Annotated in this window: 24 protein-coding genes and 1 rRNA gene; 17 read left to right on the forward strand and 8 right to left on the reverse strand. The window is 59.6% G+C overall.

The window, feature by feature from the left end:
• Window positions 1-1,183: 1,183 nt before the first annotated feature.
• From K6U75_15290 to K6U75_15310, 5 genes are all read left to right on the forward strand, one after another.
• Window positions 1,184-2,176 carry a hypothetical protein gene (locus tag K6U75_15290; GenBank protein MCL6476407.1) on the forward strand — a complete coding sequence of 331 codons (993 nt, stop codon included), beginning with the start codon at window positions 1,184-1,186 and terminating at the stop codon, window positions 2,174-2,176.
• A gap of 243 nt (window positions 2,177-2,419) precedes the next feature.
• Entirely contained in the window at window positions 2,420-2,728 is a 309-nt protein-coding gene (locus tag K6U75_15295) for a hypothetical protein (GenBank protein MCL6476408.1), read from the forward strand.
• Window positions 2,712-3,215, forward strand: a complete 504-nt coding sequence (locus K6U75_15300; protein ID MCL6476409.1) for a carboxypeptidase-like regulatory domain-containing protein — start codon at window positions 2,712-2,714, stop codon at window positions 3,213-3,215. The genes K6U75_15295 and K6U75_15300 overlap by 17 nt, the downstream gene beginning before the upstream one ends.
• Window positions 3,208-3,951 carry an rRNA pseudouridine synthase gene (locus K6U75_15305; GenBank protein MCL6476410.1) on the forward strand — a complete coding sequence of 248 codons (744 nt, stop codon included), beginning with the start codon at window positions 3,208-3,210 and terminating at the stop codon, window positions 3,949-3,951. Before K6U75_15300 ends, K6U75_15305 begins: the two co-directional genes overlap by 8 nt.
• Before the next feature lie 72 nt (window positions 3,952-4,023).
• The gene (locus K6U75_15310; GenBank protein MCL6476411.1) at window positions 4,024-5,364 is read left to right on the forward strand and encodes an insulinase family protein; all 1,341 of its coding nucleotides are present in this window, start codon (window positions 4,024-4,026) and stop codon (window positions 5,362-5,364) included.
• A gap of 32 nt (window positions 5,365-5,396) precedes the next feature.
• Here K6U75_15310 and K6U75_15315 read toward each other — a convergent pair whose 3' ends face one another.
• Window positions 5,397-6,077 (reverse strand): PEP-CTERM sorting domain-containing protein, encoded by a 681-nt coding sequence (locus K6U75_15315; protein ID MCL6476412.1) that lies wholly within the window; start codon window positions 6,075-6,077, stop codon window positions 5,397-5,399.
• A 229-nt stretch (window positions 6,078-6,306) separates the two neighbouring features.
• Here K6U75_15315 and K6U75_15320 point away from each other — a divergent pair, with 229 nt between their 5' ends.
• Window positions 6,307-7,122, forward strand: a complete 816-nt coding sequence (locus tag K6U75_15320) for a ThuA domain-containing protein (GenBank protein MCL6476413.1) — start codon at window positions 6,307-6,309, stop codon at window positions 7,120-7,122.
• Window positions 7,119-8,006 (forward strand): site-specific tyrosine recombinase XerD, encoded by an 888-nt coding sequence (gene xerD, locus K6U75_15325; protein MCL6476414.1) that lies wholly within the window; start codon window positions 7,119-7,121, stop codon window positions 8,004-8,006. Before K6U75_15320 ends, xerD begins: the two co-directional genes overlap by 4 nt.
• Before the next feature lie 12 nt (window positions 8,007-8,018).
• On the opposite strand, the gene K6U75_15330 is transcribed toward xerD, so the two are convergent.
• The gene (locus tag K6U75_15330) at window positions 8,019-8,636 is read right to left on the reverse strand and encodes a GNAT family N-acetyltransferase (protein MCL6476415.1); all 618 of its coding nucleotides are present in this window, start codon (window positions 8,634-8,636) and stop codon (window positions 8,019-8,021) included.
• Window positions 8,637-8,687: 51 nt separating this feature from the next.
• On the opposite strand from K6U75_15330, the gene K6U75_15335 reads away from it, so the two are divergent.
• The 8 genes from K6U75_15335 to K6U75_15370 all read left to right on the forward strand — a co-directional run bounded on the left by K6U75_15335 (window position 8,688) and on the right by K6U75_15370 (window position 16,647).
• Entirely contained in the window at window positions 8,688-10,457 is a 1,770-nt protein-coding gene (locus tag K6U75_15335; protein MCL6476416.1) for a hypothetical protein, read from the forward strand.
• 103 nt (window positions 10,458-10,560) lie between these two features.
• Window positions 10,561-11,682: a citrate synthase gene (locus K6U75_15340; GenBank protein ID MCL6476417.1), complete on the forward strand. Its 1,122-nt coding sequence runs from the start codon at window positions 10,561-10,563 to the stop codon at window positions 11,680-11,682.
• Between the two features lie 35 nt (window positions 11,683-11,717).
• Window positions 11,718-12,671: an ornithine cyclodeaminase family protein gene (locus tag K6U75_15345; protein MCL6476418.1), complete on the forward strand. Its 954-nt coding sequence runs from the start codon at window positions 11,718-11,720 to the stop codon at window positions 12,669-12,671.
• A 115-nt stretch (window positions 12,672-12,786) separates the two neighbouring features.
• A complete protein-coding gene (locus tag K6U75_15350) occupies window positions 12,787-13,353 on the forward strand; it encodes an NADH-quinone oxidoreductase subunit B (GenBank protein MCL6476419.1) in 567 nt (188 codons plus the stop codon).
• Window positions 13,350-13,826 carry an NADH-quinone oxidoreductase subunit NuoI gene (nuoI, locus tag K6U75_15355; protein ID MCL6476420.1) on the forward strand — a complete coding sequence of 159 codons (477 nt, stop codon included), beginning with the start codon at window positions 13,350-13,352 and terminating at the stop codon, window positions 13,824-13,826. The genes K6U75_15350 and nuoI overlap by 4 nt, the downstream gene beginning before the upstream one ends.
• Before the next feature lie 102 nt (window positions 13,827-13,928).
• The gene (locus tag K6U75_15360) at window positions 13,929-14,528 is read left to right on the forward strand and encodes a sigma-70 family RNA polymerase sigma factor (GenBank protein MCL6476421.1); all 600 of its coding nucleotides are present in this window, start codon (window positions 13,929-13,931) and stop codon (window positions 14,526-14,528) included.
• Complete coding sequence (locus tag K6U75_15365) at window positions 14,525-15,049, forward strand: zf-HC2 domain-containing protein (protein MCL6476422.1); 525 nt, start codon at window positions 14,525-14,527, stop codon at window positions 15,047-15,049. Before K6U75_15360 ends, K6U75_15365 begins: the two co-directional genes overlap by 4 nt.
• Window positions 15,050-15,123: 74 nt before the next feature.
• Window positions 15,124-16,647, forward strand: a complete 1,524-nt coding sequence (locus K6U75_15370; protein MCL6476423.1) for a Do family serine endopeptidase — start codon at window positions 15,124-15,126, stop codon at window positions 16,645-16,647.
• Between the two features lie 111 nt (window positions 16,648-16,758).
• Here the strand turns inward: K6U75_15370 and K6U75_15375 are convergent, their stop codons facing one another.
• From K6U75_15375 to K6U75_15400, 6 genes are all read right to left on the reverse strand, one after another.
• The gene (locus K6U75_15375) at window positions 16,759-17,625 is read right to left on the reverse strand and encodes a phytoene/squalene synthase family protein (protein ID MCL6476424.1); all 867 of its coding nucleotides are present in this window, start codon (window positions 17,623-17,625) and stop codon (window positions 16,759-16,761) included.
• Complete coding sequence (locus K6U75_15380) at window positions 17,622-18,347, reverse strand: 1-acyl-sn-glycerol-3-phosphate acyltransferase (protein MCL6476425.1); 726 nt, start codon at window positions 18,345-18,347, stop codon at window positions 17,622-17,624. Before K6U75_15380 ends, K6U75_15375 begins: the two co-directional genes overlap by 4 nt.
• Window positions 18,317-19,438, reverse strand: a complete 1,122-nt coding sequence (locus K6U75_15385; GenBank protein MCL6476426.1) for a glycosyltransferase — start codon at window positions 19,436-19,438, stop codon at window positions 18,317-18,319. Before K6U75_15385 ends, K6U75_15380 begins: the two co-directional genes overlap by 31 nt.
• Window positions 19,435-21,030 (reverse strand): phytoene desaturase, encoded by a 1,596-nt coding sequence (crtI, locus tag K6U75_15390; GenBank protein ID MCL6476427.1) that lies wholly within the window; start codon window positions 21,028-21,030, stop codon window positions 19,435-19,437. The genes K6U75_15385 and crtI overlap by 4 nt, the downstream gene beginning before the upstream one ends.
• 872 nt (window positions 21,031-21,902) lie before the next feature.
• Complete coding sequence (locus tag K6U75_15395; GenBank protein MCL6476428.1) at window positions 21,903-22,382, reverse strand: class I SAM-dependent methyltransferase; 480 nt, start codon at window positions 22,380-22,382, stop codon at window positions 21,903-21,905.
• The gene (locus K6U75_15400) at window positions 22,379-22,822 is read right to left on the reverse strand and encodes a universal stress protein (GenBank protein ID MCL6476429.1); all 444 of its coding nucleotides are present in this window, start codon (window positions 22,820-22,822) and stop codon (window positions 22,379-22,381) included. Before K6U75_15400 ends, K6U75_15395 begins: the two co-directional genes overlap by 4 nt.
• On the opposite strand from K6U75_15400, the gene K6U75_15405 reads away from it, so the two are divergent.
• On the forward strand, window positions 22,814-23,020 hold the full coding sequence (locus K6U75_15405; GenBank protein MCL6476430.1) for a hypothetical protein: 207 nt from the start codon (window positions 22,814-22,816) through the stop codon (window positions 23,018-23,020). The genes K6U75_15400 and K6U75_15405 overlap by 9 nt on opposite strands.
• Window positions 23,021-23,313: 293 nt before the next feature.
• Window positions 23,314-24,246, forward strand: a 16S ribosomal RNA gene (locus tag K6U75_15410); the annotation flags it as partial.

Genomic DNA, 24,246 nt, shown 5'->3' on the forward strand with positions numbered 1-24,246 from the left:
GAGGATAGCGCGGTTCCGCATGTGGGGGCGATACCGTGGGATACGGGGGATGCAGCCAGCATCTTGCGGGCGGTTCGGGCTGTCATCGGGAATGTGCCGCAGGGGCAGCTTGATGTCCTGGCTCCTGATGGGCGATACTACACAGAGGACTCGTTCGGCTACCCTGTAGTGACGGCACCCCCAGGGATTTACCACAGTGAAACAAGCAGCATTAACTACCAGGGTTTAGAGGTTCCTCTAACCCGCACGAGAACAGAAGCTCTGGAGAACACGCATACCGGACCATACCGACGGGTGCGGACGGACTCAGGTGCGCAGTGCGTAGGGGCACGAGCCTCGTTTTACTTGCCTCCCGTTATCGACCCCAACTTCGGCAACGTCTATATTTATATCAACAGCACCTATAAAGTGGGAGGAGAACCAACCGAGGATACACCTTGTATCTACTTTGGTATCGCCTTTCCAGGAACGGACATGGAGGGTGGCTTGATGTTCCACGCCGCAGGGCGTCAAGGGATTTCATATCCCCGCTGGCAACCCTATCTTGTGCCTAGCCTCACCCGGACGCCCAACGGGCAGCCTGTGCTGGGTGGAGACCCTCGCAATCCTAGGAATCACATCCTCTACGACAGTTCGAATGGCTTATTCGGTTACTACGTCGACATACAATTGAACCCGGTTTACTTTCCATTTGGGCTATTCTGGGTAAAGTTGACGACATTGAGCGTCCGCGCTTACGACCTATTCGCCGAGGACGCAGCGTTCTCGCACACCTATGTTGGCTTCGCGCCGTCAGTCCCAGCAACTGGAGAAGGTGTAAGGGTTCGCCGCGTGCACTCTATCGCCCAAAGAAGGCAAGCGGTTGGGAGTAGAGGATACGCACGCAGCGACTCATTTATTATCGGCGTAGGTGTTGACTACGACCCTCTTATTTTTGGCGTAGATTTAGGGCAACCAGCAGAGGTGTATCGCTACCGGAATGGTTCTTTCTCATGGCAACGCTGGACAGAAGATCTCTCCGATCAGCCAGGTAGCGCCGGTGTCTTTCCCAGTCTCCAGCAGAATCCTATATTCGTTCTGGATGAGAGAGTGGGGGAGGGAGGTCGATACACCCGTTACTACCGTGAGATAATCTCTATTGACCTCGCGCGATAAGTGGGATGTCATAGGGAGGGATAGCAAAATGATTGCTCCACCACCCATCGAACTGCTGGTCTTCACTGGCGAACCGATTGGCAAAGCATATATCACTCTTGCGCGCCTCGAGGGCGGGCGTTGGCAGAGCAGGCAGCTATTCACTGTAACTGACTTTTACAATCGAGATGTCCAGATGTCTCCTGATAGGCGGTACCTCTACGTGCTATCTGAGTGTACCTGGCTTGGTGATATAGTGCGCGGCGAGTTGACGGCTCTCTCCAATTACCAGCAGTACTACCAGTGCCTGTTCTCACCCAACGGACGTCACTTGTTTGGTCATCAACTTCGTATACCCGTTGGTGAGGCTGGCAACTTCGTCTTGTTTAGCTTGCCTGACAACCGCCCTGTAGTGCTCGCAAAGGGACGTGCTATGAACTTCGGCTGGTATCCGGATAGCCGCCACGTGTGGTACGAACAAGACCAGCCTGATCAAGGACGGAGCAAAGGAGTGAAGCCCTCCCGCCTCTTCTACCAGATAGACACCTATACAGGCAAGCAGAAAAAGCTATCCGCCCAAGAGGTGCGCCGTCTGAACACCGATTGGTACCTGTTGAACAGACGGTTCCGTGTGGGCGGCGTAGGTAGTACAAGAGGACATGCCTACTCTCGAAACGGTCAGGTGCGTCTGGTTGTTTCCGACAAAGAGGTTTACGACACAAGCAAAAGGAAGAAACGGCAGCAGGTAGTGGTACAGTGGCGCGATGGACGGCGAAGGATAGCCCTCTCCGCCAAGCAGCACCAATGGGATGACATTTTCGGTCTGGACGTTTCCAATGATGGACGATGGGCGTTACTGTCATGCAGAAATGAATACCGTTCATTCCCTGGCTATCGCTACATCGACAGGGTGATTGTGGTGGAGACCGCTACCCGACGCCAGTTCACCGCGTTTGAGCTGGATGGGCATCGAGTGGGAGATTTCTATGTGATGGACACTATGGGGAGAGGTTTTCTGTTCGGCGTATGCCAGTTTGCGTAGAGGCATCTAGGCGTCGCGGGCAGCCGACGACCGATGTGCACCGCCTCTGTGATCAATCATCTGTTGTGTGGAGGCTGTTTGAAGAGGTAACCTCTCTGTAGATTGAAAACGTCCAATAACTGGAGAACATGAGGAAAGGAGGTTGCAACCATGAAACGACACCTCTGGCTACTGCTTCTAGCGCTGGCGATACCCACCCTCGCCGCGCCACCCAACTAGGACATCTCCAACACCTACTGGACAGTGCAAATCCGTGACGTCTACTACGGCTTCGTGTTCGACGGAAACATCCGCTTCTTCATCCAAAACACCACCACCGGCGAGTTGACCGGCCGGGTGCAATGCCTGCCCCCCAACAACAACCCGCTGGGGCAATACACCATCTCCGGCAGGATGGATGGAGACACCATGTCCTTCTCCGGCGTCGCCAACATCCCCGGCGTGGGCAACACCGACGTGGTCTGGCAGGGAACGGTCACCCAGAACGGCTCGAAGATGCAGGGGCAGATGGCATACTGGGACTGGATTTGGTCAAGTGTGGGTAGTGTTTGACTGGTGGACGACCTCCGGCGGTCCCGCACGCCCGATTGTGCGCACCTACACCATCAGCGGGAAGGTGGAGCTGGGCGACTGGGGCGGAGATGTCACCGCTGTGCCGATAGTGGTGCAGTTGCGCAACGCGGGTAGCACCGACCCGCTTCGCACGGTGACGCACTATGTAGACAGCGCAGGCAACTATTCTCTGCCCGATGTCCCGAACGGCAATTACGACCTGGCGTTCAAGGCGAGCCACTGGCTGCGCAAGGTGGTGCGCAACGTGAGGGTGAGCGGTGCGAAAGTGGGCGGTGTGAACGCCTCGCTAACTAACGGGGACAACGAGGTGACGCTGCTTGACTTCGGCGGTCTGGTGGCGGCGTTTGGCAGTGTTCCGGGCGACAGCAACTGGAACCCGGATGCCGACTTAGACGGTGATGCAGAGGTGACGCTGTTTGACTTTGGTGTGCTGGTGCGCCACTTCGGCGAAATAGGCGATGAGTGAGCGTCCGCAACGGTTGCAGAAAATCCTGGCGCAGGCGGGGTATGGTTCGCGGCGGGCGTGCGAACAGCTTATCCTGCAGGCGCGCATGCGCATAAACGGGCAGGTGGTAACGCAACTGGGCGTGCAGGCTGACCCGCAGTGCGACGTGATTGAAGTGGACGGCAAGCGGGTGCAACTGTCCGAAGAACACACCTACATCTTGCTGCACAAGCCGGCAGGCGTGGTTACCACCCGCCGCGATGCACACGCCGCTCGCACGGTGATGGACTTGCTGCAAGGCGTCACCGCTGCTGTCTTTCCGGTCGGTCGTCTGGACGCCGATATCACAGGAGCGCTGCTGCTCACCGATGAAGGTGAGCTGGCGTATCGTCTAACGCACCCGCGCTATGGGGTGCCGAAAACCTATTTGGTGGAGGTGCGTGGCGAAGTGGGCGAAGAAGCGGTCCGACGCCTGCGGGAGGGCGTCCTACTGGAACACGGCATGACCGCTCCCGCGCAGGTGCAGAAGGTGCGGTATCTTGCCGGTCGCAGAACCACCCTGTTGCGCCTGACCATTCACGAGGGGCGCAAGCGACAGGTGAAACGGATGTGCATGGCGGTCGGGCACCCGGTCGTACGCCTGCACCGCGAACGGTTTGGGCACCTCACGCTGCACCAATTGCCCGTTGGCGCATGGAGATACCTCACCGACGAAGAGATCGTTGCCCTCCGTCGCGCTGTAGGGCTCGCCTCTTAAGCCTGTGACTGTGGCAGGGATTACCCCAACAACGGCGAATTGTTCTAGCAAGTCATAATAAGGATGCTGCTCATGAGAAAGAGCCTGAAGGGTTTGCTTGTGCCGATAACCTATGTTGTCGTGCTCGTTCACATCAGCCAGGCTTCCCATTCTGAGCCGGTGAAGCGTATCCTGAGCAACGGCATGGTGATTGTGGTGTCCCATGAGCCATCCGCGCGGGTGGTGGCGCTGGAGGCGTTCCTCAAAGTCGGCGTATGGGCGGAGCCAGAGGACAAACGCGGCATCGGCTTGCTGGTGTCGCGCAGCCTGTTCGGCAGCACGACGAACGAGACCATGCAGACCCTTGCGCAGGAGATCGAGCGCGTAGGCGGCGAGGTGCGCGCTTACTGGCAACCCGATTATACGCAAATCTCCATCACCACCGTTGCCGAGGCTTTTGACGACGCCGCCTGGTTGCTGGCGGAGGGCGTGAAGAACGCACAGTTCGAACCAGAGGTGGTGGAGAGGGCAAAGCAAGAAGCACTGGCAGAGGCGCAGGCGGAGCGAAACATCAAGTTCCGAAGTACCTTTATGGCGTTGCGAACGCTGTTGTATCCGCCCGAACATCCGTACGCTTATCCGTTCAGCAGTGACCCCGCTTATATCCAGCGGGCTACGCCTCAGGACCTGCAGGATTTTCACCGCCGCTTCTACACACCCGACAATCTGGTTATTGTGGTGGTGGGCAACGTGCCTGCGGAACGGGTGGTAGAAAAGTTCACCACGCTGTTTGGCAGCTGGGAGGCGCGCAGTGCGGTGCGTCGTCCCAACCTCACCTGGACGCCTCTTCGGGAATCGCTGAGCAAAGTACGCGAGCAGGCGGGCAACACTGCATACATCATGGCAGGTTATCCCGTACCGGGCATCACCTCCGCCGAGTATCCCGCGCTGACGGTGCTGGACGCCATTTTGGGCAGGGGCAAAAGCTCACGTATCTTCACCAACCTGCGAGACGCCTCGGGAATCGGCTACGAGATAGGTTCCTTCTATCCGCCCCTGTCCGGGGGAAGCTGCCTGTTGGGCTTCGTGGAGATTGCGCCCTATCGGATTAGTGCTGGGGGGATACCCGTGCTGATAGTGGACGACGTGCAGAAAGCACTGGTTCAGCAGATGCAGTCGGTGCGCACGGAACCTCCCTCCGAACAGGAAGTGGAACGGGCAAAGAGACTGGTGATTGGCTCGTATGCGTTGCGTCATCAACGGGTGCGCGACCGCGCTTACTTTCTCGGCTGGTATGAGTGTATCGGGCTGGGTTACCAGTTCGACCGGCAATTTGCGGACAGAGTCGCGGCGGTCAAGCGGGAAGACGTGTTGCGCCTCGCCGAGAAGTACCTGCGAAACGTGGCGATAGCGGTCACCATGCCGAGGGACTAGGGGGCTACCGTTGTCGGTAGCCCCTCAATCCACTAGCGGCGGCGGCGAAGGGCGGCTAAACCAGCCAACCCCGCCCCGATGACTAAGAAGCTTGCCGGCTCGGGCACAGGCGTCGCCCACAGCGTCAACGCCACGTTGTCGAAGTCGCGCCCGCCACCAAAGGTTCGCGCGTCGGTAGCCTCAATGATGCCGTTGTCGTTGGCGTCGCGGTACCACAGGTCGGCAACAACCTCACTGCCGGGATTGGGCAAGCGGTTCACGATGCCCAGCGACAGGTTGTTATCCAGCACGCCGCCACGCCGCAAGGTGATTACCACACCCTTGTTCGGGTTCGTGTCCAGCACCACTCCCGACGGTATCGAGACCTGATAGATATAGGCGGTCGCGCCAGTCGTGGTCACGTCGTCCAGCGGCACAGTGACCGACGTCGCCAGGTTGCTAAAGACCGAGCCCGGGGCGTTCGGGTCCCATGCATTGTAGACCGCAATCTCCGCGCTCAGGTCGGTAAACGTGCCCGCAGTAGCGACGACCAGCACGAAGTCCAAGCGATTCAGGTAGTGAGGCACCGACAGGCTTACCCCCAACCCATCTGCGATGCGGTAGCGTGGCAATACGCCGGTAAAGGTCAGTCCGGTCAGTTCATAGTCTGTGCCCGCCGCATTGTAGATGGTGTCATAAATCCGAACCTGTGCGGAAGCATCCAGTGCCAGCATGAAAGCGAGTGCCAGCACTACCAGCATATGCGACATGCGCTTCATGAGCAAAAACCCTCCTTTCCGAGAAGTAGTAACACATTGTACAACACCCTGATAGCGTTGCGAGCTGGTAATTGTGCGGGTTTTTGAGTGAGAAAGCCTGCCGATGCTGGATATGTGGTCTGCAGGAGTTCTTTGTCCAGAAGCGAAAGTTAACGTACCTTTCAACAGCAGGGGAGGCAGAGAGATGAACGCAATGTGGTTGCTAGTGGCGATTTGCGTGCTGGTCATAGTGTCCACCACTCCCGCCGATGCCCAGCGGGCGGGGACTTCTGCTAAGGCGAAGAAACGCCTGCTGGTGGTGTCGCATACGGCGGGCTTTCGTCACGAGGGAGCCATCAAGAGCTTCGACAAAGTGATCGCAGAGCTTGCCGAAAAGTCGGGGCAATTCACGGTAGATTACTGCCGCACTGCCGAGGATGTGAAGCAGATGATGTCGCCGGAAGCGCTGAAGAAGTACGATGGCGTGATATTCTCCAACACCACCGGCAACATCGGCATCCCCGACCTGCAGGCGTTTCTGAACTGGGTGAAGTCCGGGAAAGGGGTCATCGGTATTCATGCCGCAGCAGACACCTACCACGATGAGCCTGCTTTTATCGAGATGCTGGGCGGTGAGTTTCTCACGCACGGCGCGCAGTGTGAAGTCGAGGTGATTGTAGAAGATGCGAAACACCCGGCCATGACGCACCTGGCGCCCCGATTTCGCGTCTTCGACGAAATCTACGAGTTCAAGAACAATGACCGTGCGAAACTGCACGTGCTGGGTTCAATGGACAGGCATCCGCCCGACGGTCACCCGCAGGCTGGCCAGCCCGGCGATTACCTGCTGATATGGTGTAAACCCTACGGCAAGGGACGTGTCTTCTACACCGGGCTGGGACATCGTGAGGATGTTATCGAAAGCGAGTGGTACAAGCAGCATATTCTGGGAGGTATCCGCTGGGCGCTGGGCATCATCAGGAACCCCCAGCCTCGCATCGGTCAGCCAGCAGCCAGATGAACGAATACATTGCCCGATTCCTGCACTACCTGCGTGTGGAGCGGGGCGCCTCTGCCCACACGCAGGACGCCTACTCGCGCGACCTGCAACAGCTCGCCGCGTTTGCCGGAAAACGGGGGTTTGCGCTGCGAGAATCTCTGGGCGAGGACGGTCTGCTGGCTTTCGCACAGCATTTGCGTAAACAGGGACTGGCAGAGGTGAGCATCGAGCGCAAATTGTGTGCCGCGCGGGCATTTGCACGCTTCCTGCGGCAGGAAGGCCTTTTGCCCGAAGAGCCAGCCGCCTCCGTTTCCGCCTTTCGCCTCCCCCGCAAACTGCCCAACGCCCTTTCACGCCGCGAGGTGGACAGCCTGCTTGCTCAACCGGATACCCGAACCCCCATCGGACTGCGCGACCGGGCGATGCTGGAGCTGGCGTATGCGGCGGGCTTGCGCGTTTCGGAGCTGGTCGGTTTGCGCTTGCAGGACGTCGACCTGCAGGAAGGCTTCGTGCGTGTGTTTGGTAAGCGGGCAAAGGAGCGATGGGTGCCTTTCGGGGATAGCGCCAAATCCGCAATCCAGGATTACCTGCGCCTCGCGCGCCCTCGTCTGCTCGGCAAACGCAGCGAGGACTACCTTTTTCTCAGTGAGCGGGGCACCCCGCTATCGCGCACGCAGTTCTGGCTGAGGCTGAAGCAGTATGTGCAGCAGGCTGGTATCTCGCGTCCTGTCAGCCCGCACACCCTGCGCCACTCGTTTGCCGTGCATCTGTTGCAAGGAGGAGCAGACCTGCGCGTGGTGCAGGAGATGTTGGGGCACGCCAGCATCAACACCACCCAAATCTACACCCGGGTAAGCATCGACCACCTGCGCGAAGTGTACACGAAGCACCATCCGAGGGCGTAGCCATCCGGCATTTTACAGCGGTCGCACCATGTAGTCCTGTGCGCTGAAGCCCATCCAGCGTGAGGCAAACCATGCGAAGCGTTCCGTGCGCAGCGTGCGAAAACCCATGCGCTCATACAGCTGCCTGGCGCGAGGGTTGGTGTCCACGACGTGCAGAGAGATTTCACGCTTGCCAGCTCGCTGTGACTCCTCAAAGCACCTTTCCAGCAACAGCGTGCCGATGCCCTGCCCCCGATAGTGCGGATCCACCGCCAGCGCCTCGAGATACGAACGGGTGGGCGTACACAGGTTGCTGCACATGGCAGCCATGATGAAGGTTGCGGTGAAAACGCGCCATCCCCCCACATGCCGTCGTACTATCTGCCACACTTTCAGCCATCGGACACGGTGTTTGTGGTCGCGCCTCAACACCGCCATGCCCGCAACCTGACCATCGGCTTCCGCAACCAGTGCTTCGCTTAAACGCATCTGGTCGTGTAACAACAGCTCCAGCACGATGGCTGGCATGGCGTCGGCATATTTCCCGAACGCCCACTGCAGCTTCGAGCCGAACGCCTCCACATAAAGGCGCGCCAGCGCAGGGGCATCTGCTGGTTCAGCCTCCCGTATCTCTATCTGCAGGCAGGACATGCCCGTTGTCCCCCAGAAAGAGGAATACAACCACACGTCATGAGGAAGCCAATGCGTGCTGCTCTATGGTACTTACTCGTCGTTATCAACCTATTCCTGCCTGTACTGGCGAGTGCGGATGCGTTCGATGACGCCCTGGCGCAGGTCGGGCTGAGCAAGGAGCGGGCGCGTTTCCATCCACTCGACCTGCAGCTCTACGGCGGCGGTGATTATCGCTTGCCCTTCTTCGACAGCCTCCATCTCGACCCGTGGCGTGTGCCTTTCGTAGTCGGAACGCTGAGAAGGGACGCTATACAAAATGCAGGAAGCGGGGCAAACTTGCTGTCGTCTGCCAGCCTTCGCCTGTCCGAAGGTACACGTCGCACCCTCATCAGCGACCCTACCGAACAGCAGAAGCGTCGGGCAGATGCGTTCAAACAACCTCTGTATGAGGCTATCGAAGCGGTTTACCTCGCCGCCGGGCAGAAGGTACCCCAAGGAGCCGCATGGAGCAAACCACTGGCAACGATACCCATGTCGGTACAGAAACCTGTTGCCTACCTGTTACTGACTATGGTGGAAGCATGGCCATGGCGCGACCTGGCGTTTCGGGAGGTGTTTGCGCAGCAAAAACCTTCATCGCTGTACACGATGCTGTGCCGGTCGCTGGACGCTTCCGAGCAGCTGCAAAGTATAGACAATACCGCCTACTGGTACCTGATGCGCCATACGGACCTGAAGGCGTTGTTTGCTGGGGCGCACGACCTGTTGCTGGTTAGCGAACGGGTGGCGACGGAACTGCAGGCGGTGCAGGGCACGGCAAACTTCTCGGTGGATATCCCCACCCCGTGGGGCATTATCGCCCTGCGCAGTAGGGGGACGGATACCTACCAGCCCGAAAACTATTTGCTGATTCTGGACATGGGTGGCAATGACACCTACCTCGATGTGGGGGGTAACCGCTCCGCAGACCATCCGATCACCGTCGTGATCGACCTGCAGGGAAACGACCTCCACCTGCAAGACAGGCAAATCGCCTCGCGAGGCATCGAGAAAACTCCCGACCGTAAGCACCGCGCCGTCTCGCCTTGCATCGGTGGGGCAGTGATGGGCTACGCCTTCGTGCTGGACCTGCAGGGGGACGATGTCTACACCGCACTCCGTGTGACGCAGGGTGAGGCGCATTTCGGGGTGGGAGTGTTGGTGGATGCGGCGGGTAACGACCGCTACGAGTGCTACACCAGCGGACAGGGCAGCGCGACCTGGGGCATTGGCTTGCTCATAGACCCCGCGGGCGACGACCGCTATCGCTGTTTCAGCATGGCGCAGGGCTATGGCGGCACGAAGGGCTACGGACTGCTGCTGGACGTCTCTGGAAGCGACCGCTACATCGCCGACGACCAGACGCTGGACTTCCCCTCCCCGCAAAGCGATAAGCACAACGTCAGCATGGCGCAGGGGGCAGGACACGACTTCTCGCTCGGCTGGCTGATCGAGCTTGGTGGCAATGACCTCTATCGTGCCCCCAACCTCAGTCTGGGCGGCGGCAACGCCAACGGCATCGGCATCTTCTGGGAGGCTTTGGGAGATGACCGTTACGAGGTGGCGCCCTCCATCACTCTGGGGCGCAGCAGCATCGGTGCGCGTGGTACTCTGCGCGAGCGGGCAATCTGTCTGGGACTGTTCTGTGATACTGGGGGTAACGACACCTATCCAGACCGTTTGCCGTTTGCCCGAAATAATCATCGCTGGAGTCAGCCCGGTACTTCGCAGCCACCTTTTAAGCACGAGTACGGCGCGGGCATCGACTGCGAGGAGACAGTGGAGCCCGAGACATGGTAGTTCGCTCTATTGACTCTTGAAGCCTTCGAGATGTAAAATGCCTACAGCATGATAGCCTCGTGAAATATCGGCACGAGGTGTGACAACAACGGAGATGGCAACCATGATGGTATCAAAGGGACTGGAAGATGTCGTCGCGGGTACTTCCGCCCTCAGCGATGTGAACGGACAGACCGGGAAACTGCTGTACCGGGGTTACGACATCGACGACCTGGCGGAGCATGCGACCTTCGAAGAGGTCATCTACCTCCTTTGGTTTGGCAAGCTGCCTAACAAGAGGGAGTATCAGTATTTGTGCGAGCAGCTGATTGCCAACCGGGAGCTCCCCGCCCAGGTCATGAAGCTGTTGTTTGACCTTCCGCCGCGCGCCAAGCCCATGCAGTTGCTGCGCACGCTCGTTTCGGTATTGGACCTGTATGACCCGGATGCAGACGACAGCTCGCCAGATGCGAATTTGCGCAAAGCCATCCGTCTAACCGCGCGTATCCCGACCATCATTACCTCCATCGAGCGCATCCGCAGCGGCGAGCTGCCGCTGAAGAACAATCCCAATCTGTGCCATGCGGCAAACTTCCTGTATACCCTGACGGGTACGGAGCCAGATGCCCTGAGCGTGCGGGCGATGGATGTGGCTTTGATTTTGCAGGCGGACCATGAGTTTAACGCTTCGACCTTCACCGCGCGGGTGATTACCTCCACCCTGTCGGATATGTACTCGGCGGTGGTAGGCGCGATTGGCGCATTAGCGGGACCTTTGCACGGCGGAGCCAATGAGCGTGTCATGCGAATGTTGATCGATATCGGCACGCCCGACCGCGCCGAGGAGTACGTCAAGGGACTGCTGTTGCAAAAGCAGCGCGTGATGGGGTTCGGACACCGCGTGTACAAGACCGAAGACCCCCGTGCCAAGCACCTGAAACGCCTGTCTCGCCAGCTCGGCGAGCGGCAGGGCAATCTGCGCTGGTACGAGATTTCCGAAAAGGTCGAAGAGGTGATGTTGCGGGAGAAGGGGCTATACTGCAACGTGGACTTCTACTCGGCATCGGTGCAATATATGCTGGGCATTCCTGTAGACATGTTTACCCCCCTGTTTGCCAGCAGCCGCGTTGTGGGATGGGCTGCTCATGTCATGGAGCAGCTGCAAGACAACCGGCTGATTCGCCCGCGTGCGGAGTATGTGGGACCACGGGAGTGCAAGTGGGTACCCATGGAAGAACGCGAATAGGCAAGTGTGCATGGGGTAGTCCGAGGGCAGCGAGGATGGCGTTTTTCCTGACTGAGGCACAGGTACACCATTTGCTCACGGTACCGGAGGCGCTGGACGCGGTAGAGCGGGCTTTCGCGGCAGAGGGGCAGGCGGAAGTGCTGAATAACCCGCGCCAGCGCCTCTACCTGCCCGATGGCGTGTTCCACATCATGAGCGCAGCGTTGCTGGGGGAGGGCGTGTTTGGCTTCAAGGCATACGCCTCTTTCGCCCCCAAAACGCGCTTTCTCTTCTTCCTCTACGACGCGGATAATGGAAACCTGCTGTGTGTGATGGAAGCGGACCGGCTGGGGCAGATACGCACAGGTGCGGCGTCGGGGGTGGCGACCCGCTACATGGCAAGGCACGATGCCCGCACGCTGGGTATCATCGGCGCAGGCTGGCAGGCTCAAACGCAGGTGGAAGCGATATGTGCGGTGCGCCCTGTGGCTCGCGTGAAAGTGTATTCACGCCACCCGGAGAAGCGCGAAGACTTTGCCGAGATGATGAGCCAGAGGCTGGGCATCTCGGTGGTGCCAGCAGATACCGCCGAAGAAGCCACGCGCGGAAGCGCGATCGTCGTGTGCGCCACTACAGCACGCGAACCGGTATTGTTCGGGGAGTGGCTGGACGAGGGCACGCATGTCAACGCTATCGGTGCAAACGCCTTCTCGCGTCGTGAGCTGGATGTCTGCGTGTTTGCACGATGCCACACCGTGGCTGTTGACGACAAAGAGCAGGCACGCATCGAAGCGGGAGAGCTGATTACCGCTATCGAGGCGCGCAAACTGAATTGGCGGCAGGTGATAGAACTGGCGGACATCGTGGCGGGACGTGTGCCAGGACGCACGGACCCCGCCGAAGTCACGCTGTTCAAGAGCCTCGGGGTAGCGCTGGAAGATGTGGCGGTGGCTCATGTCGTCTACCGCAAAGCGCTGGCGCAGGGAGTGGGGCAGTCGCTGCCGTTCTAATGGTGAACTTTGATTTCAGGTAGAATCTAGCTGTGCTAAAAAGGTATAATTCACACGATACCCTGCAAACGCGCATTTCGGTGCGCTGCGAATAAAGCGGAAAAGGAGCGCGACGATGGCAAAACGCATTGTGGAGATAGCCGCGCATGATTCCACCACGCCGCAGATACCCGGCTTGCAACAGCAAGGCAATATCCTGCTGGCGAAGCTGGAAGACCTGGTGCGCTGGGGGCGCGTGAACAGCCTCTGGCCTCTCACCTTCGGGCTGGCGTGTTGCGCTATCGAGATGATGTCCACCGTGTCGGCACGGTTCGACATCTCTCGCTTCGGTTCGGAGGTGTTTCGCCCCAGCCCGAGGCAGGCGGACGTGATGATTGTGGCGGGGCGGGTGTCCAAGAAGATGGGTCCCGTCTTGCGCCAGCTGTACGACCAGATGCCCAACCCCAAGTGGGTTATCTCGATGGGGGCGTGTGCCTCCTGCGGAGGGGTGTTCAATAACTACGCCATCCTGCAAGGAGTGGACCAAATAGTGCCGGTGGACGTGTACGTGCCGGGTTGCCCGCCGTCACCCGACGCCTTGCTTTACGGTTTGTTGCAGTTACAGCGCAAGATTCGCCAGCAACATCATGGGATGATTGTCGAACTGCCTCTCCTGAAGCGTACGGAGGTATCCAGCGGATGATCACACAGGTTGCCAGGCGATTTGTGAAAACGGTGCTTCCTCTGGCACAGGGGTTGAGCATCACCTTCCGACATCAGCCGCCGTTCCAGCAGCCGATTACGGTGGAGTATCCAGAACAGAAGCGACCGATGTATCCGCGCACGCGCTGGCGACATGTGCTGCGTCGCTACGACAACGGGCTGGAGCGATGCATCGGCTGTTCCCTGTGTGCGGGCGCGTGTCCCGCCCGTTGCATCTACGTGGAGGCAGCCGAAAACACCGATGAGCAGCGCTACTCGCCGGGCGAGCGATACGCGGTGCGCTATGAAATCAACATGTTGCGGTGTATCTTCTGCGGATACTGTCAGGAGGCGTGCCCGACGGGCGCCATCGTGCTGCGAGACGACTACGAACTCGCCGATTACCAGCGCAGCGACTTCATCTACACCAAAGAGATGCTGCTGGAACCAGTACCAGCCCCCAAAGAGGAGTGAGAAGGACACCGCCGCGCAACGAAAAGCGCGGCGGTGAGTCTAAATATTTGGGAACCGATGCGCATAGCAAGGGCGTAATAACCAACAGGAGGACAACCCAGAATGGAATGGACCAAAGAGGTAACTGCCGGCTGGCAGGATGCGCGAGCGGAGTTTGAAACGCTCATGCGCCGTCATCATCGGACGGTGTTTAACATTGCCTACCGCCTGACCGGCAACAGAGACGATGCGGAGGACCTGACGCAAGAGGCGTTTATCCGTGCGTTCCGGTTCTTTGACCGGTACAATCGGAATATGCCTTTTGAGAACTGGATGTACCGCATCGTTAATAACGCCTTTATCGATATGCTGCGTCGGCGACCGAAACTGCAGGTGCAATCATTAGACCAGCCGCTGAATATCCAGGACTCAGACAGAGATGTGCAGCTGGAGATACCCGATGCAGCTGCGAATCCTGAAACGATTGTGATGTCGGAGGAGTTGGAGGACTACATCCAGCGCGCTCTGGATGCTCTGCCACCCGATTTCCGAACGACGGTGATACTGGCAGACATTCAGGGGTTATCTTACGAAGAGATTGCCGAGGCGATGCGTTGTTCGCTGGGCACGGTACGCTCACGCTTGCATCGCGGCAGGCGGTTTCTTCGCCAACGCATCGAAGCGTACCAGCAAGCTAAAGCGCGTGGAGAGGTGACTGAATGATGAACTGCGGTAAAGTGCAGAACTTGCTCTCTTGTTACATCGATAGAGAGCTATCGGGTGTCGATATGCTTGCCATCCAGAGGCATCTGGATGGATGCTCAGATTGCCGTCGCGAATACCTTACTCTGCTTCAGGTCAAGCGTCTGCTCAGTGAGATGCCCATGGTGGCTCCGTCTGCTTCTCTCGAAGACCGTTTGGTAGAGAGGGTGCTTGGCGCCTCTGCTCCTGCGAACAGGTGGCGTTTCATCCTGCCCAGACAGCTGGTTCGCCCACTGGCACTGGCAGCTGCATTGGGGGCGATTGCAGTGGGAGTATGGTACTTTGGCGTACAGGCGCGAACGCCGTCGGAGCGAGACATCGCCACTGCACCAGGCATAGCCAACGAAATAGACCATGCCACTCTGGATGCCTACCTCTCTGGCAAACTGCATCTTCGGCAGCAACCGTTTGTGCCAGCAGAGATCCCACTGTACCCGTATGATAACCGGGCTTCGCTGGTCTCCGTCCGATATTATCGGTGAGACAGTATGGCGGAGGCAGAAAACGTGCCTCCGCTTCCATTCCCATACCATGCACACAAGGAGGGATGTCAACCATGATGACTCAGCCTCGGGCGTGGGTCTTTACTGTGATGATTCTGTTCAGCGTGGCGTTGGGTGCGTTCCTCGGAACCGCTTTCCAAAAGCCTGTGGTTACGCTGGCGCAGGGCGGCGCGCGCCCGGTGTCTGCTACAGCCAGTATCTCGAAAGCGGACGCGCTTAGCGCGGCAGAGATGATGGAAAGCGCGTTCGTGCGGGTCGCGGAGGAGGTATCTCCGGCGGTGGTGACCATCTACGCACGCAAGACTGTCAATCGTCCCAATCTTCGCCTGGAGATACCGGATGATTTTCCGTTCCCCTTCGAATTCCGCCGAGGCGGCCGCGCTCCTGAAACAGTACCGATACCGACGCGGGGCGTCGGCTCCGGTGTCATCGTGCGGAGCGACGGCTATATCCTGACCAATGACCACGTGGTGGCTGGCGCAGAGCGCGTGGAGGTCGTACTCAGCGATGGGCGCAGGCTGGAAGGCAAAGTGATGCGCGACTTCCGCAGCGACATCGCTGTGGTGAAAGTGAACGCCACCGGTTTGCCCACGGCTCGGCTGGGTGATTCCGACACGGTGCGCGTGGGGCAGTGGGCGATTGCGCTGGGAAGCCCCTTCGATAAGCAGAACTCAATGACCGTTGGCGTTGTCAGCGCACTGCAGCGTCGCGAGGCCATCGGCAGCATCTCGCAGGGACAACGCTACTACCCGAACCTCATCCAGACCGACGCCTCCATAAACCCGGGCAACTCGGGCGGTCCGCTGTTGAACATTCGAGGCGAGGTCATCGGTATCAACACTGCCATCGAGTCGCCGACAGGCAGTTTTGCCGGAATCGGCTTTGCCGTGCCGATTAACACCGCTCGCTTCGTGATGGAACAGCTTATCACGCGCGGCAAGGTGGTGCGTGGCTTCTTTGGAGTGATGCCTGCCGACGTTACGCCCGATGATGCACAGCGGCTGAAGGTGAAGCAGGGTGCGCTGATTACCTCAGTGACGGAAGGCTCGCCGGCGGCGCAGGCAGGTATTCAGGTTGAAGACGTGGTGGTGGAGTACAACGGCAAGCCGGTCAAGGGTGAGGTGGACTTCCGCGATCTGGTTGCCCGTACCGAGCCGGGTACGGTCGTGCCGGTGAAAATCGTGCGCAATGGGCGTGAGATGACCCTGCGTGTGAAGGTAGGCGAAGCTCCAGAGGTTGACGGACAGACACGACAGCGTGAGCAGCCGCAGGAGAGCGGACGCAAACTGGGCATCAGCATTGAGCGACTCACGCCCGATCTCGTGGAGCGTTTCAGGCTTCCGCGGGATACGCAGGGTGTGGTGATTACCGAGGTGGTGCCCGGTAGCGCGGCGGACGATGCGGGTCTGGCTGTCGGCGATGTGATACTGCAGGTGGATGGACAGCGGGTAAACAGCGTGGATGAGGTACACCGCATCGTCTCGGCAAAAAAGTCGGGCGACACGGTTATCTTCATCGTGCGCACCAGAACCGACGACGGCTTTGTAACCCGCCGCGTGCGCGTGGAAGTGCCTTGACGTGAACCCTCACCCCCAGCCCCTCTCCCGAAGCTTCGGGAGAGGGGTGTTGTTGTCCTTACCGTACACGGGGACTGTGTGGTAGCAGCACCCCGTAACGCCGTTTATGTCTCACCCGCCGATCTCCCTTCGGCATTGCCAGGCAATCCGCATCTTCTCCAGCAGGGTAGTCTGTGCCCTTTGCCGGAAAACGTCGTAGCCGTTGCTTTCGATGCGATCGAGAATGCGGGCGTAGAGGCGGCTGCCCAGCAGCACGGGATAACGGTATTCCCTCGGCAGCAGGGGTATACCCGCCTCTGCCTCTCGATAGAGTGCCCGTGTGCGTTCTATCTCGAAACGCAGCAGCTGGATGACCGGCTCCGACAGCCTGCCGTGTGCGATGTCCTGCTCGGTGACGCCAAAGCGGCGCATGTCCTCCTGCGGGAGGTAAATCCTGTCCCTGCGCCAGTCCTCGCCCACGTCGCGCAGGAAGTTGGTCATTTGCATCGCCTCACCCATGCGCGTGGCGGGCGGTAAGAGCTTCTCGTCATGACAGCGGAGCAGACACAGCATCATCGCGCCAACCACCGCGGCACTGCCCCACATGTAATCCCGCAGCTCGGCATAGGTGCGGTAACGGGTGCGATAGAGGTCCATGCGCATCGCATTCAGGAAATCGTGCATATACCTTTCGGGGATCTCGAACACTCTCGCCGTATGGGCAAATGCGCGAAGCACGGGTTCATCCACCCATTGCCCGGCGAGGGCGCGTCGCAGGGTGCGTTCGTATTCGTCGATGTGGCGGGCAATCTCACCGGCGTTCGCTCTGCCTGGCTCGTCCACCCACTGGTCGGGCAGGCGCACAAACGCATAGAGGGCATATATATGTCTACGCACCTCCGGCGGGAAGAAGCGCGTGGCGAAGTAGTAACTCTTGCCGAAGTGCCTTTGTACCGCCTGACAATAGCGGTAGTCCGCCGCGAGATGCGCATCTCTCATGGCATCATCCTTGCCCACCACCGTTCATTCACCGAAGCCCTGCCCTTCACCAGCTGGCTAAAACCTGCCTGTAGAGTTTTCTCCACCGTGTCCAGACACTCCGCCTCCTGACGGAGAGATTCCACCAGCTGCGTCATTTTCTGGTGCGCCTCTGGCAGCCATTCATCGGCAGAGCAGGTGTGCGCCTGGAACGAGGTATCCAGATGCAGGAAGGCGCGAGGGTACTGATGCAATGTCGGGCTGATGACGATAGCCAGCGGCAGCACCTGCGCCTCAGGAACGCGCTGAGCCAGCCAGAACAGAGACCTTTTGAAAGGAAGAAGGTGAAAACCAGCGTGCAGAACGCCTTCCGGAAAAAGGAACAGCACGCGCGGGGGGGTCTGTAGCAGGCGCACCGTCTGGCGTATCGTGCGTGCCCTTGCCATCGTATCGCCCGGCGGATAGGGAAGCGCGCCGAGTGCCCAAAAAGGAGGAAACCACCTCCACTCTTCCATCCACATGCTCAGGGGCAGTTTCCACTGTTTACCCAGCACGTAACACAGAAAACCGTCCCACCAGTAATGGTGATTGGCAAAGATGATGACGGGGCGGTCTCGAGCAGGTGGCTCGGTGACCCGGGCGTATACCGCTTGAAAATGCGCAGCCACACTGCGGCAGATGAAGGCATCCGCCACCAGCCTGCCCGTCGCCTTCAGCGCACCCGGTATTCGCGCCCCTTCCATAGCACCTTCCCTCGCCTGTACCACAGGACGGAGCGCCACAGCACGAACTCGCCGATAAGGATGCTCAGCGGATACAGCGCTCCATACCATACAGGTAAGCCCGCCATCCAGCCCGAAGCGGCAAACAGCATCGCGCTCAGCAGAGTGTCCACGCCGTGCCAGACAGTGAACCCGACCAGCAAGCCCTCCACCAGCGGCAAGAGATACACCGCCAGCAGTGCGAGGGCGACCACGACCGCACTGAAAACCGAACCGCAGATAGCAACCCCGTTCTTCGAGAAGCCGTCCACGGCTTCACTCAACGTGTCGTACATGCTGACACGAAACAGAGTTCGCCCGTCGAGGATGCATAACCTGTCTCCCCGCTTCTTCAGCATACGTGCCAACTGTACGTCTTCCAGCACGGCGTTGTGTACGAGGCGATGTGGCTGCACCCGCTGATAGTACTCGCGCGGGAAAGCCAGCACCTGACCATTGGCAAATCCGAAAGCAGGGTGAGGGTGTTTCTCGGCGAACGCCAGCGGCAGCAGGGTGAAAACAGAGAACGGAACCATCAGCTTCAACAGACCCACGGGGAGACTGCTTGCGTGCAGGCTGGGAACGGCGGTGACCAGCTGCGCCTGTTCACCCTCCGCCAGAACCCGCGCCATCGAAGCGATGCTGGTTTCGTCCAAACTCAGGTCTGCGTCCAGAAACAGCAGCCAGTCACCCTGCGCGCGGCTGCCCAGTTGATGACATGCCCAGTTCTTGCCAACCCATTCGGGCGGTTTGGGTGGCGCGGTGAACCAGCCGAACGGTTCACCCGGTTGATACGGCGGCAGGTTTTCGCACAGCCATTCGGTACTGCCGTCTTCGGAACCGTCGTCGCACAGGATGACCTCAAAAGGCGCAGGCTTCTGGCAACGGAGCATCTGCACCAGACCCGGCAGGCGGTGTCGTTCGTTGCGGACGGGTATCAACACGCTCACCTTCGGCAAGCGGTGTGTGGGTTCCACCGCAAGCGGCACATGTCGCCGCCTCCAGTGCCTGAGGTTTGCCAGCAGAATCACGCACTGAACCAGCAGGATGGGCAGCACCCAGTGGGCAATCATTTCACTCCTTTGCCTCTTCGAACGCCTGTCTCCTGCTCGATCCGCTGTTGTAGCAGTTCCGCAGAAATCAGCACCATCGGGATGCCGTTGCCGGGCACCGTGCTTGCGCCCACAAAGTATACCCCATCGAACGGGGCACGGTTCGACGGGCGGAAGCAGGTGGACTGGAAGAAGTCGTGGCTCAGCCCGAACGCGGCTCCCTGCCACAAACCCATCGCTTCCCAATCGGCAGGGGAGATGTGATGGACAAAACGCACACCTTCCGGGCGCAAGCCCACTTCTCGCTCCAGTCGGCTCAGCACCTTTTGCAGTACTTCGTCTTTCACAGCAGTGGCGTCCTGTCCGGAACGGTTGGGCACGGGAACCAGCACATACAGGTTTTCGCTGCCTTCAGGCGCATCGGATGGCTCGGTGCGCACCGACAGGCAGGTGTAAAACGACGGGTCTTCGGGCACGGTTTTCTGCACGAAAATCTCCTGCAGGTTGCGTTCAAAGTCCCCGCTGAAGTGCACGTTGTGGTGCAGCAGCTCAGGCAGCTTGCCGTTATACCCGATTAGGAACACCAGCGCGCTGCACGAGTTGCGCCACTTTCGGGACGCCTGGTTGCTGGGGGGCAGCATGTTCTGGTAGGCGGTGGGCACATCGGTGTTCAGCACCACCACATCCGCCTTTATGGTTTCACCTGAGGCGAGGCGAACTCCCACTGCGCGCCCCGATTCGATCATCACCTCTTCCACGCGCTCGCCAGTGCGGATCTGCACGTTCTCTTCGCGCGCCAGCGTCTCCAGCGCACGCACCAGCTGGTACATCCCGCCGCGAGGAAACCACACCCCTTCTCCCGATTCCATGTAGGTGAGGATGCCATACACCCACGGTGCCTGCAGCGGCGATAGCCCCAGATACATGGTCTGGAAGGTGACCAGCATCTGCAGGCGCGGGTCGCGGGTGTAGCGGCGCACGCGGCGGTACAGGTTAGCCAGCAGACGGTGCTTCGCCAGCAAGCGGATTTGCCTTGCGCCCAACAGGTCAAACGGGGAGCGGTAGTTGCGGCGCACGAACGCAGGCACAACGTCGTGTAGCATTGCCGAAAGGTCCGCCATCAGCCGCAGGTAGCCGGGCACATCCGAGGGGGACATCTTCTGTGCGATTTCGCGCACCATGCTGGCGATGCATGGCGAGGAATCAAAGCGTGTGCCGTCAGCGTAGAAGACGCGGTAGGATGGGTTCAACAGCACCGGTTGCAGGTAGTCCTCCAGCCGACGGTGCAGGTCGCGGAAAAGTTTCTCCAGCGGGTCCAGCATCATCAGCAGAGTCGGACCGGTATCGAAGCGGAACCCATCGCGCTCGAACAGTCCCACACGCCCACCCAGCTGCGCACGCTGTTCCAGCAGGGTAACGCGGTAGCCTGCGTGTGCCAGGCGCGCCGCCGCCGCCAAACCGCCAATGCCTCCCCCGACGATAACGACGTGCGTCATGCCGATACCCCCTGCATGGCGGTTGCCTTCTGCTGTCGTCTCGCCCACACCAGCCACATCACTGCGATGACCGCCACCAGCCACAGCACGGTTGCCATGGGGCGCATATACAGCCACGCCAGCCCCGCCATGAAAGCCCCCTGTATCAGGTAAAGCGCAAGGGCAACGGGTTCCCACTCTCCTCGCCACTCACGGTCGACCTTCCAGAACACCGCCGCCACCAGCGTGCCCGTCAGCCACCATCCCAGCCAGTTGACGTAGGGCATCCCGTAGAAGCCTCCTTCCGTATGCCACTGCCAGTAGGCGAAGCCGGTGGTCATCGCCGGGTCCATCGCGAAATCCCATATTGTCAGGATGAACCCTGCCACGAACGGGCGAAGCCATCGGCGCAGCTGCAGCGCTTCGGTCAGCATCATGGCGGGGTACAGCATCATCATCCATGAGAGGGGGATCAGGTAAGGAACATGCCCCAGCAGTTTGGGCCCGAGCAGGTCAGTATACGAGTAGGAGCCAAAGGGGATACCCGTTGCCGTTCCCAGCAGTTCCATACCGCCCGCCAGCACCATACACAGAACCAGCAGGGTCAACGTCGATCTCCAGCCTTCGCGGCGCGCCATCACCAGCACAGCGGTAAGCACGCCGGTCACCACGTTGGCGATGCCCAGCCAGAAGGTCACGGCGGTGTAATCCCAGTCCGGTATCTGTGACAGGTTATAGAGCGCCCAGGTGCCGGCCAGACTGAAGACGGCAACCATAGCGTGCAGCAGCAAGAAAAGAATGCCCAGTTTGCGTAAGAACATCACCGCTTTGCGTGTACACTCCCAGCCTGTTTGTCCGATTATACCTCAAACAGACCACTGCTTGCGTTGCAGGCGGATGACGTGCAGTCGGCGCCTGTCCGGGGGCATCTCCGGGTAGTAGACCTCTGCAACGCTGAGGAAGCGAAAGAGCGGTATGAACACCTCGGAGAACTCCTCCAGCTTCAGCCGTTAGGGGCCGCCTTCGGGAGGCTGGGGCTGGTCGTGGTGAAATTCGCGCATGAAGAGGATGCCGCCGGGTTTCAGTACCCGCGCTACCGAGCGAGCATACATGGGGCGAATCTCCGGCGCGAAAGAGTGGAAGCATCCCGAGTCGCAAATCAGCTCGATACTGCCGTCGCGGAAGGGCAGGAAGCGGGCATCCGCCTGGATGAGCGGTATCTGCAACCCTGCCTGGCGGATGCGCTCCCGCGCGAACCGCAGGGGCTCGGCAGCGATGTCTACCCCAATAGCATCGTAACCCTGTCGGGCAAGATACAGCAGGTCGGTTCCGGTGCCGCAGCCGAGGTCAACGGTTACGCCCTTCGGCAGCAGCCCGCGCCGCACCGCCTCCACCAGTGAGTCCGCTGGTTGCTCGCGGTGCCAGGGCATCTTGTCGGGCGGCGATTCGCGATAACGTTGTTGCCATCGCTGCGTATGTTCGTCTCTCATCGCACAATCAGCACGGGCTTGTCGTGGACGGCGTGAAGCACCTTGTGGGAGACACTGCCCAGTAGCAGAGCAGAGGCGTCGGTCAACCCGCGTGAGCCCATCACAATCAGGTCCACGTTTTCTTCCTCGGCGACCTGCACGATTGTCTCTGCGGTGTGACCGTACTCGACGCGGGTTTGATACTCCACCTGCGCCTCTTCCAGCAAGGGCGTGGTGACTGTGAGCACACCCTCCGCTGCCTGTTCCATCAGACGGGTGACCACCGCTACATCGGCTGCGCCACCGGGCAGTATGGTGGAGCCTGCCAGTGCAGCGGGAATGTGTACCACGTGCAACACGGTCACCTTTGCCCCGTAGGTCTTCGCCAGCTCTGCTGCCCAACGAGTGGCTTTCATTGCGGTTTCCGAACCATCGGTAGCCAGAAGGATACGTTGAATCATAAGCATCCCTCCCCTGCTGATAATACGCACCGGGCGGCGGTTTTTCCTTGCCTGACGGAACGCACGGGCACGAGCACCATCCACAGGCAGGATACTTCCGATTTAAAAGGGAGGGTGGTGCGTTTCAAGGCGGTAGATGCCGAAGATGGTAGTGCCTACGCGTGGATCGGCTTTGACGACATCGTGGAGATGCCGTGATAGCGGTCGAACAAAAAATTCTTTGTCGAACCCGTGCATGACGCGAAAACTGTGGTATAATACTGGTTGGCGAGACGCGGGGGAAAGTTCCTCCGCGAGGGGAAAAATTTTCCTTAAAAATCTTGCTGGAACCGTTGACAAATCGCGGAGATGTGGTGTATATTATTATCCGCGATAGAGAGAACGGTAGCTCCTTGAAAACTAGGCAGAGGGCAGAAGCCTTGAGGTCGGACGCCAGGCGAAGACTTTACGCCATCGCAAATCCCTACCCGGATGGGTAGAGGTATAGATTTTCGATGGAGAGTTTGATCCTGGCTCAGGGCGAACGCTAGCGGCGTGCCTGCGACATGCAAGTCGAGCGGGGGGAGGAGCTTCGGCTCCGAACCTAGCGGCGAACGGTCGAGTAACACGTAAGCAACCTGCCCCGAAGACCGGGATAACAGCTCGAAAGGGCTGCTAATACCGGATGTGCCCACGCAGAGGCATCTCTGTGTGAGTAAAACCCGCAAGGGGCTTCGGGAGGGGCTTGCGGCCCATCAGCTAGTTGGTAGGGTAACGGCCTACCAAGGCGGCGACGGGTAGCTGGTCTGAGAGGACGGCCAGCCGGACTGGGACTGAGACACGGCCCAGACTCCTACGGGAGGCAGCAGTCGGGAGTCTTGCACAATGGGGGAAACCCTGATGCAGCGACGCCGCGTGCGGGATGAAGTCCTTCGGGACGTAAACCGCTTTTGTCCGGGAAGAAGTTCTGACGGTACCGGACGAATAAGCCCCGGCTAACTACGTGCCAGCAGCCGCGGTAAAACGTAGGGGGCGAGCGTTGCCCGGATTTACTGGGCGTAAAGCGCGCGTAGGCGGCTGCGTAAGTGGGGAGTTAAAGCCCTCGGCTCAACCGAGGAAATGCTCCTCAAACTGCGCGGCTTGAGTGTAGGAGAGGGGAGTGGAATTCCCGGTGTAGCGGTGAAATGCGTTGATATCGGGAGGAACACCGGTGGCGAAGGCGGCTCCCTGGCCTACCACTGACGCTGAGGCGCGAAAGCGTGGGGAGCGAACGGGATTAGATACCCCGGTAGTCCACGCCGTAAACGATGAGCGCTAGGTGTTGGCGGTCTCGACCCCGCCAGTGCCGTAGCTAACGCATTAAGCGCTCCGCCTGGGGAGTACGGCCGCAAGGTTGAAACTCAAAGGAATTGACGGGGGCCCGCACAAGCGGTGGAGCATGTGGT

This window comes from Bacillota bacterium, from assembly GCA_023511455.1.
In the GTDB taxonomy this organism is placed as follows: Bacteria; Armatimonadota; HRBIN16; order HRBIN16; family HRBIN16; genus HRBIN16.

Bases quoted from the DNA above. Each gene is read 5' to 3' on its own strand.
- K6U75_15290 (MCL6476407.1), top strand. From the start codon at position 1,184: ATGATTGCTCCACCACCCATCGAACTGCTGGTCTTCACTGGCGAACCG.
- K6U75_15305 (MCL6476410.1), top strand. From the start codon at position 3,208: ATGAGTGAGCGTCCGCAACGGTTGCAGAAAATCCTGGCGCAGGCGGGG.
- K6U75_15310 (MCL6476411.1), top strand. From the start codon at position 4,024: ATGAGAAAGAGCCTGAAGGGTTTGCTTGTGCCGATAACCTATGTTGTC.
- K6U75_15315 (MCL6476412.1), bottom strand. From the start codon at position 6,077: ATGCTGGCACTGGATGCTTCCGCACAGGTTCGGATTTATGACACCATC.
- K6U75_15320 (MCL6476413.1), top strand. From the start codon at position 6,307: ATGAACGCAATGTGGTTGCTAGTGGCGATTTGCGTGCTGGTCATAGTG.
- xerD (MCL6476414.1), top strand. From the start codon at position 7,119: ATGAACGAATACATTGCCCGATTCCTGCACTACCTGCGTGTGGAGCGG.
- K6U75_15330 (MCL6476415.1), bottom strand. From the start codon at position 8,636: ATGTCCTGCCTGCAGATAGAGATACGGGAGGCTGAACCAGCAGATGCC.
- K6U75_15335 (MCL6476416.1), top strand. From the start codon at position 8,688: ATGCGTGCTGCTCTATGGTACTTACTCGTCGTTATCAACCTATTCCTG.
- K6U75_15340 (MCL6476417.1), top strand. From the start codon at position 10,561: ATGATGGTATCAAAGGGACTGGAAGATGTCGTCGCGGGTACTTCCGCC.
- K6U75_15345 (MCL6476418.1), top strand. From the start codon at position 11,718: ATGGCGTTTTTCCTGACTGAGGCACAGGTACACCATTTGCTCACGGTA.
- K6U75_15350 (MCL6476419.1), top strand. From the start codon at position 12,787: ATGGCAAAACGCATTGTGGAGATAGCCGCGCATGATTCCACCACGCCG.
- nuoI (MCL6476420.1), top strand. From the start codon at position 13,350: ATGATCACACAGGTTGCCAGGCGATTTGTGAAAACGGTGCTTCCTCTG.
- K6U75_15360 (MCL6476421.1), top strand. From the start codon at position 13,929: ATGGAATGGACCAAAGAGGTAACTGCCGGCTGGCAGGATGCGCGAGCG.
- K6U75_15365 (MCL6476422.1), top strand. From the start codon at position 14,525: ATGATGAACTGCGGTAAAGTGCAGAACTTGCTCTCTTGTTACATCGAT.
- K6U75_15370 (MCL6476423.1), top strand. From the start codon at position 15,124: ATGATGACTCAGCCTCGGGCGTGGGTCTTTACTGTGATGATTCTGTTC.
- K6U75_15375 (MCL6476424.1), bottom strand. From the start codon at position 17,625: ATGAGAGATGCGCATCTCGCGGCGGACTACCGCTATTGTCAGGCGGTA.
- K6U75_15380 (MCL6476425.1), bottom strand. From the start codon at position 18,347: ATGGAAGGGGCGCGAATACCGGGTGCGCTGAAGGCGACGGGCAGGCTG.
- K6U75_15385 (MCL6476426.1), bottom strand. From the start codon at position 19,438: ATGATTGCCCACTGGGTGCTGCCCATCCTGCTGGTTCAGTGCGTGATT.
- K6U75_15395 (MCL6476428.1), bottom strand. From the start codon at position 22,382: ATGAGAGACGAACATACGCAGCGATGGCAACAACGTTATCGCGAATCG.
- K6U75_15400 (MCL6476429.1), bottom strand. From the start codon at position 22,822: ATGATTCAACGTATCCTTCTGGCTACCGATGGTTCGGAAACCGCAATG.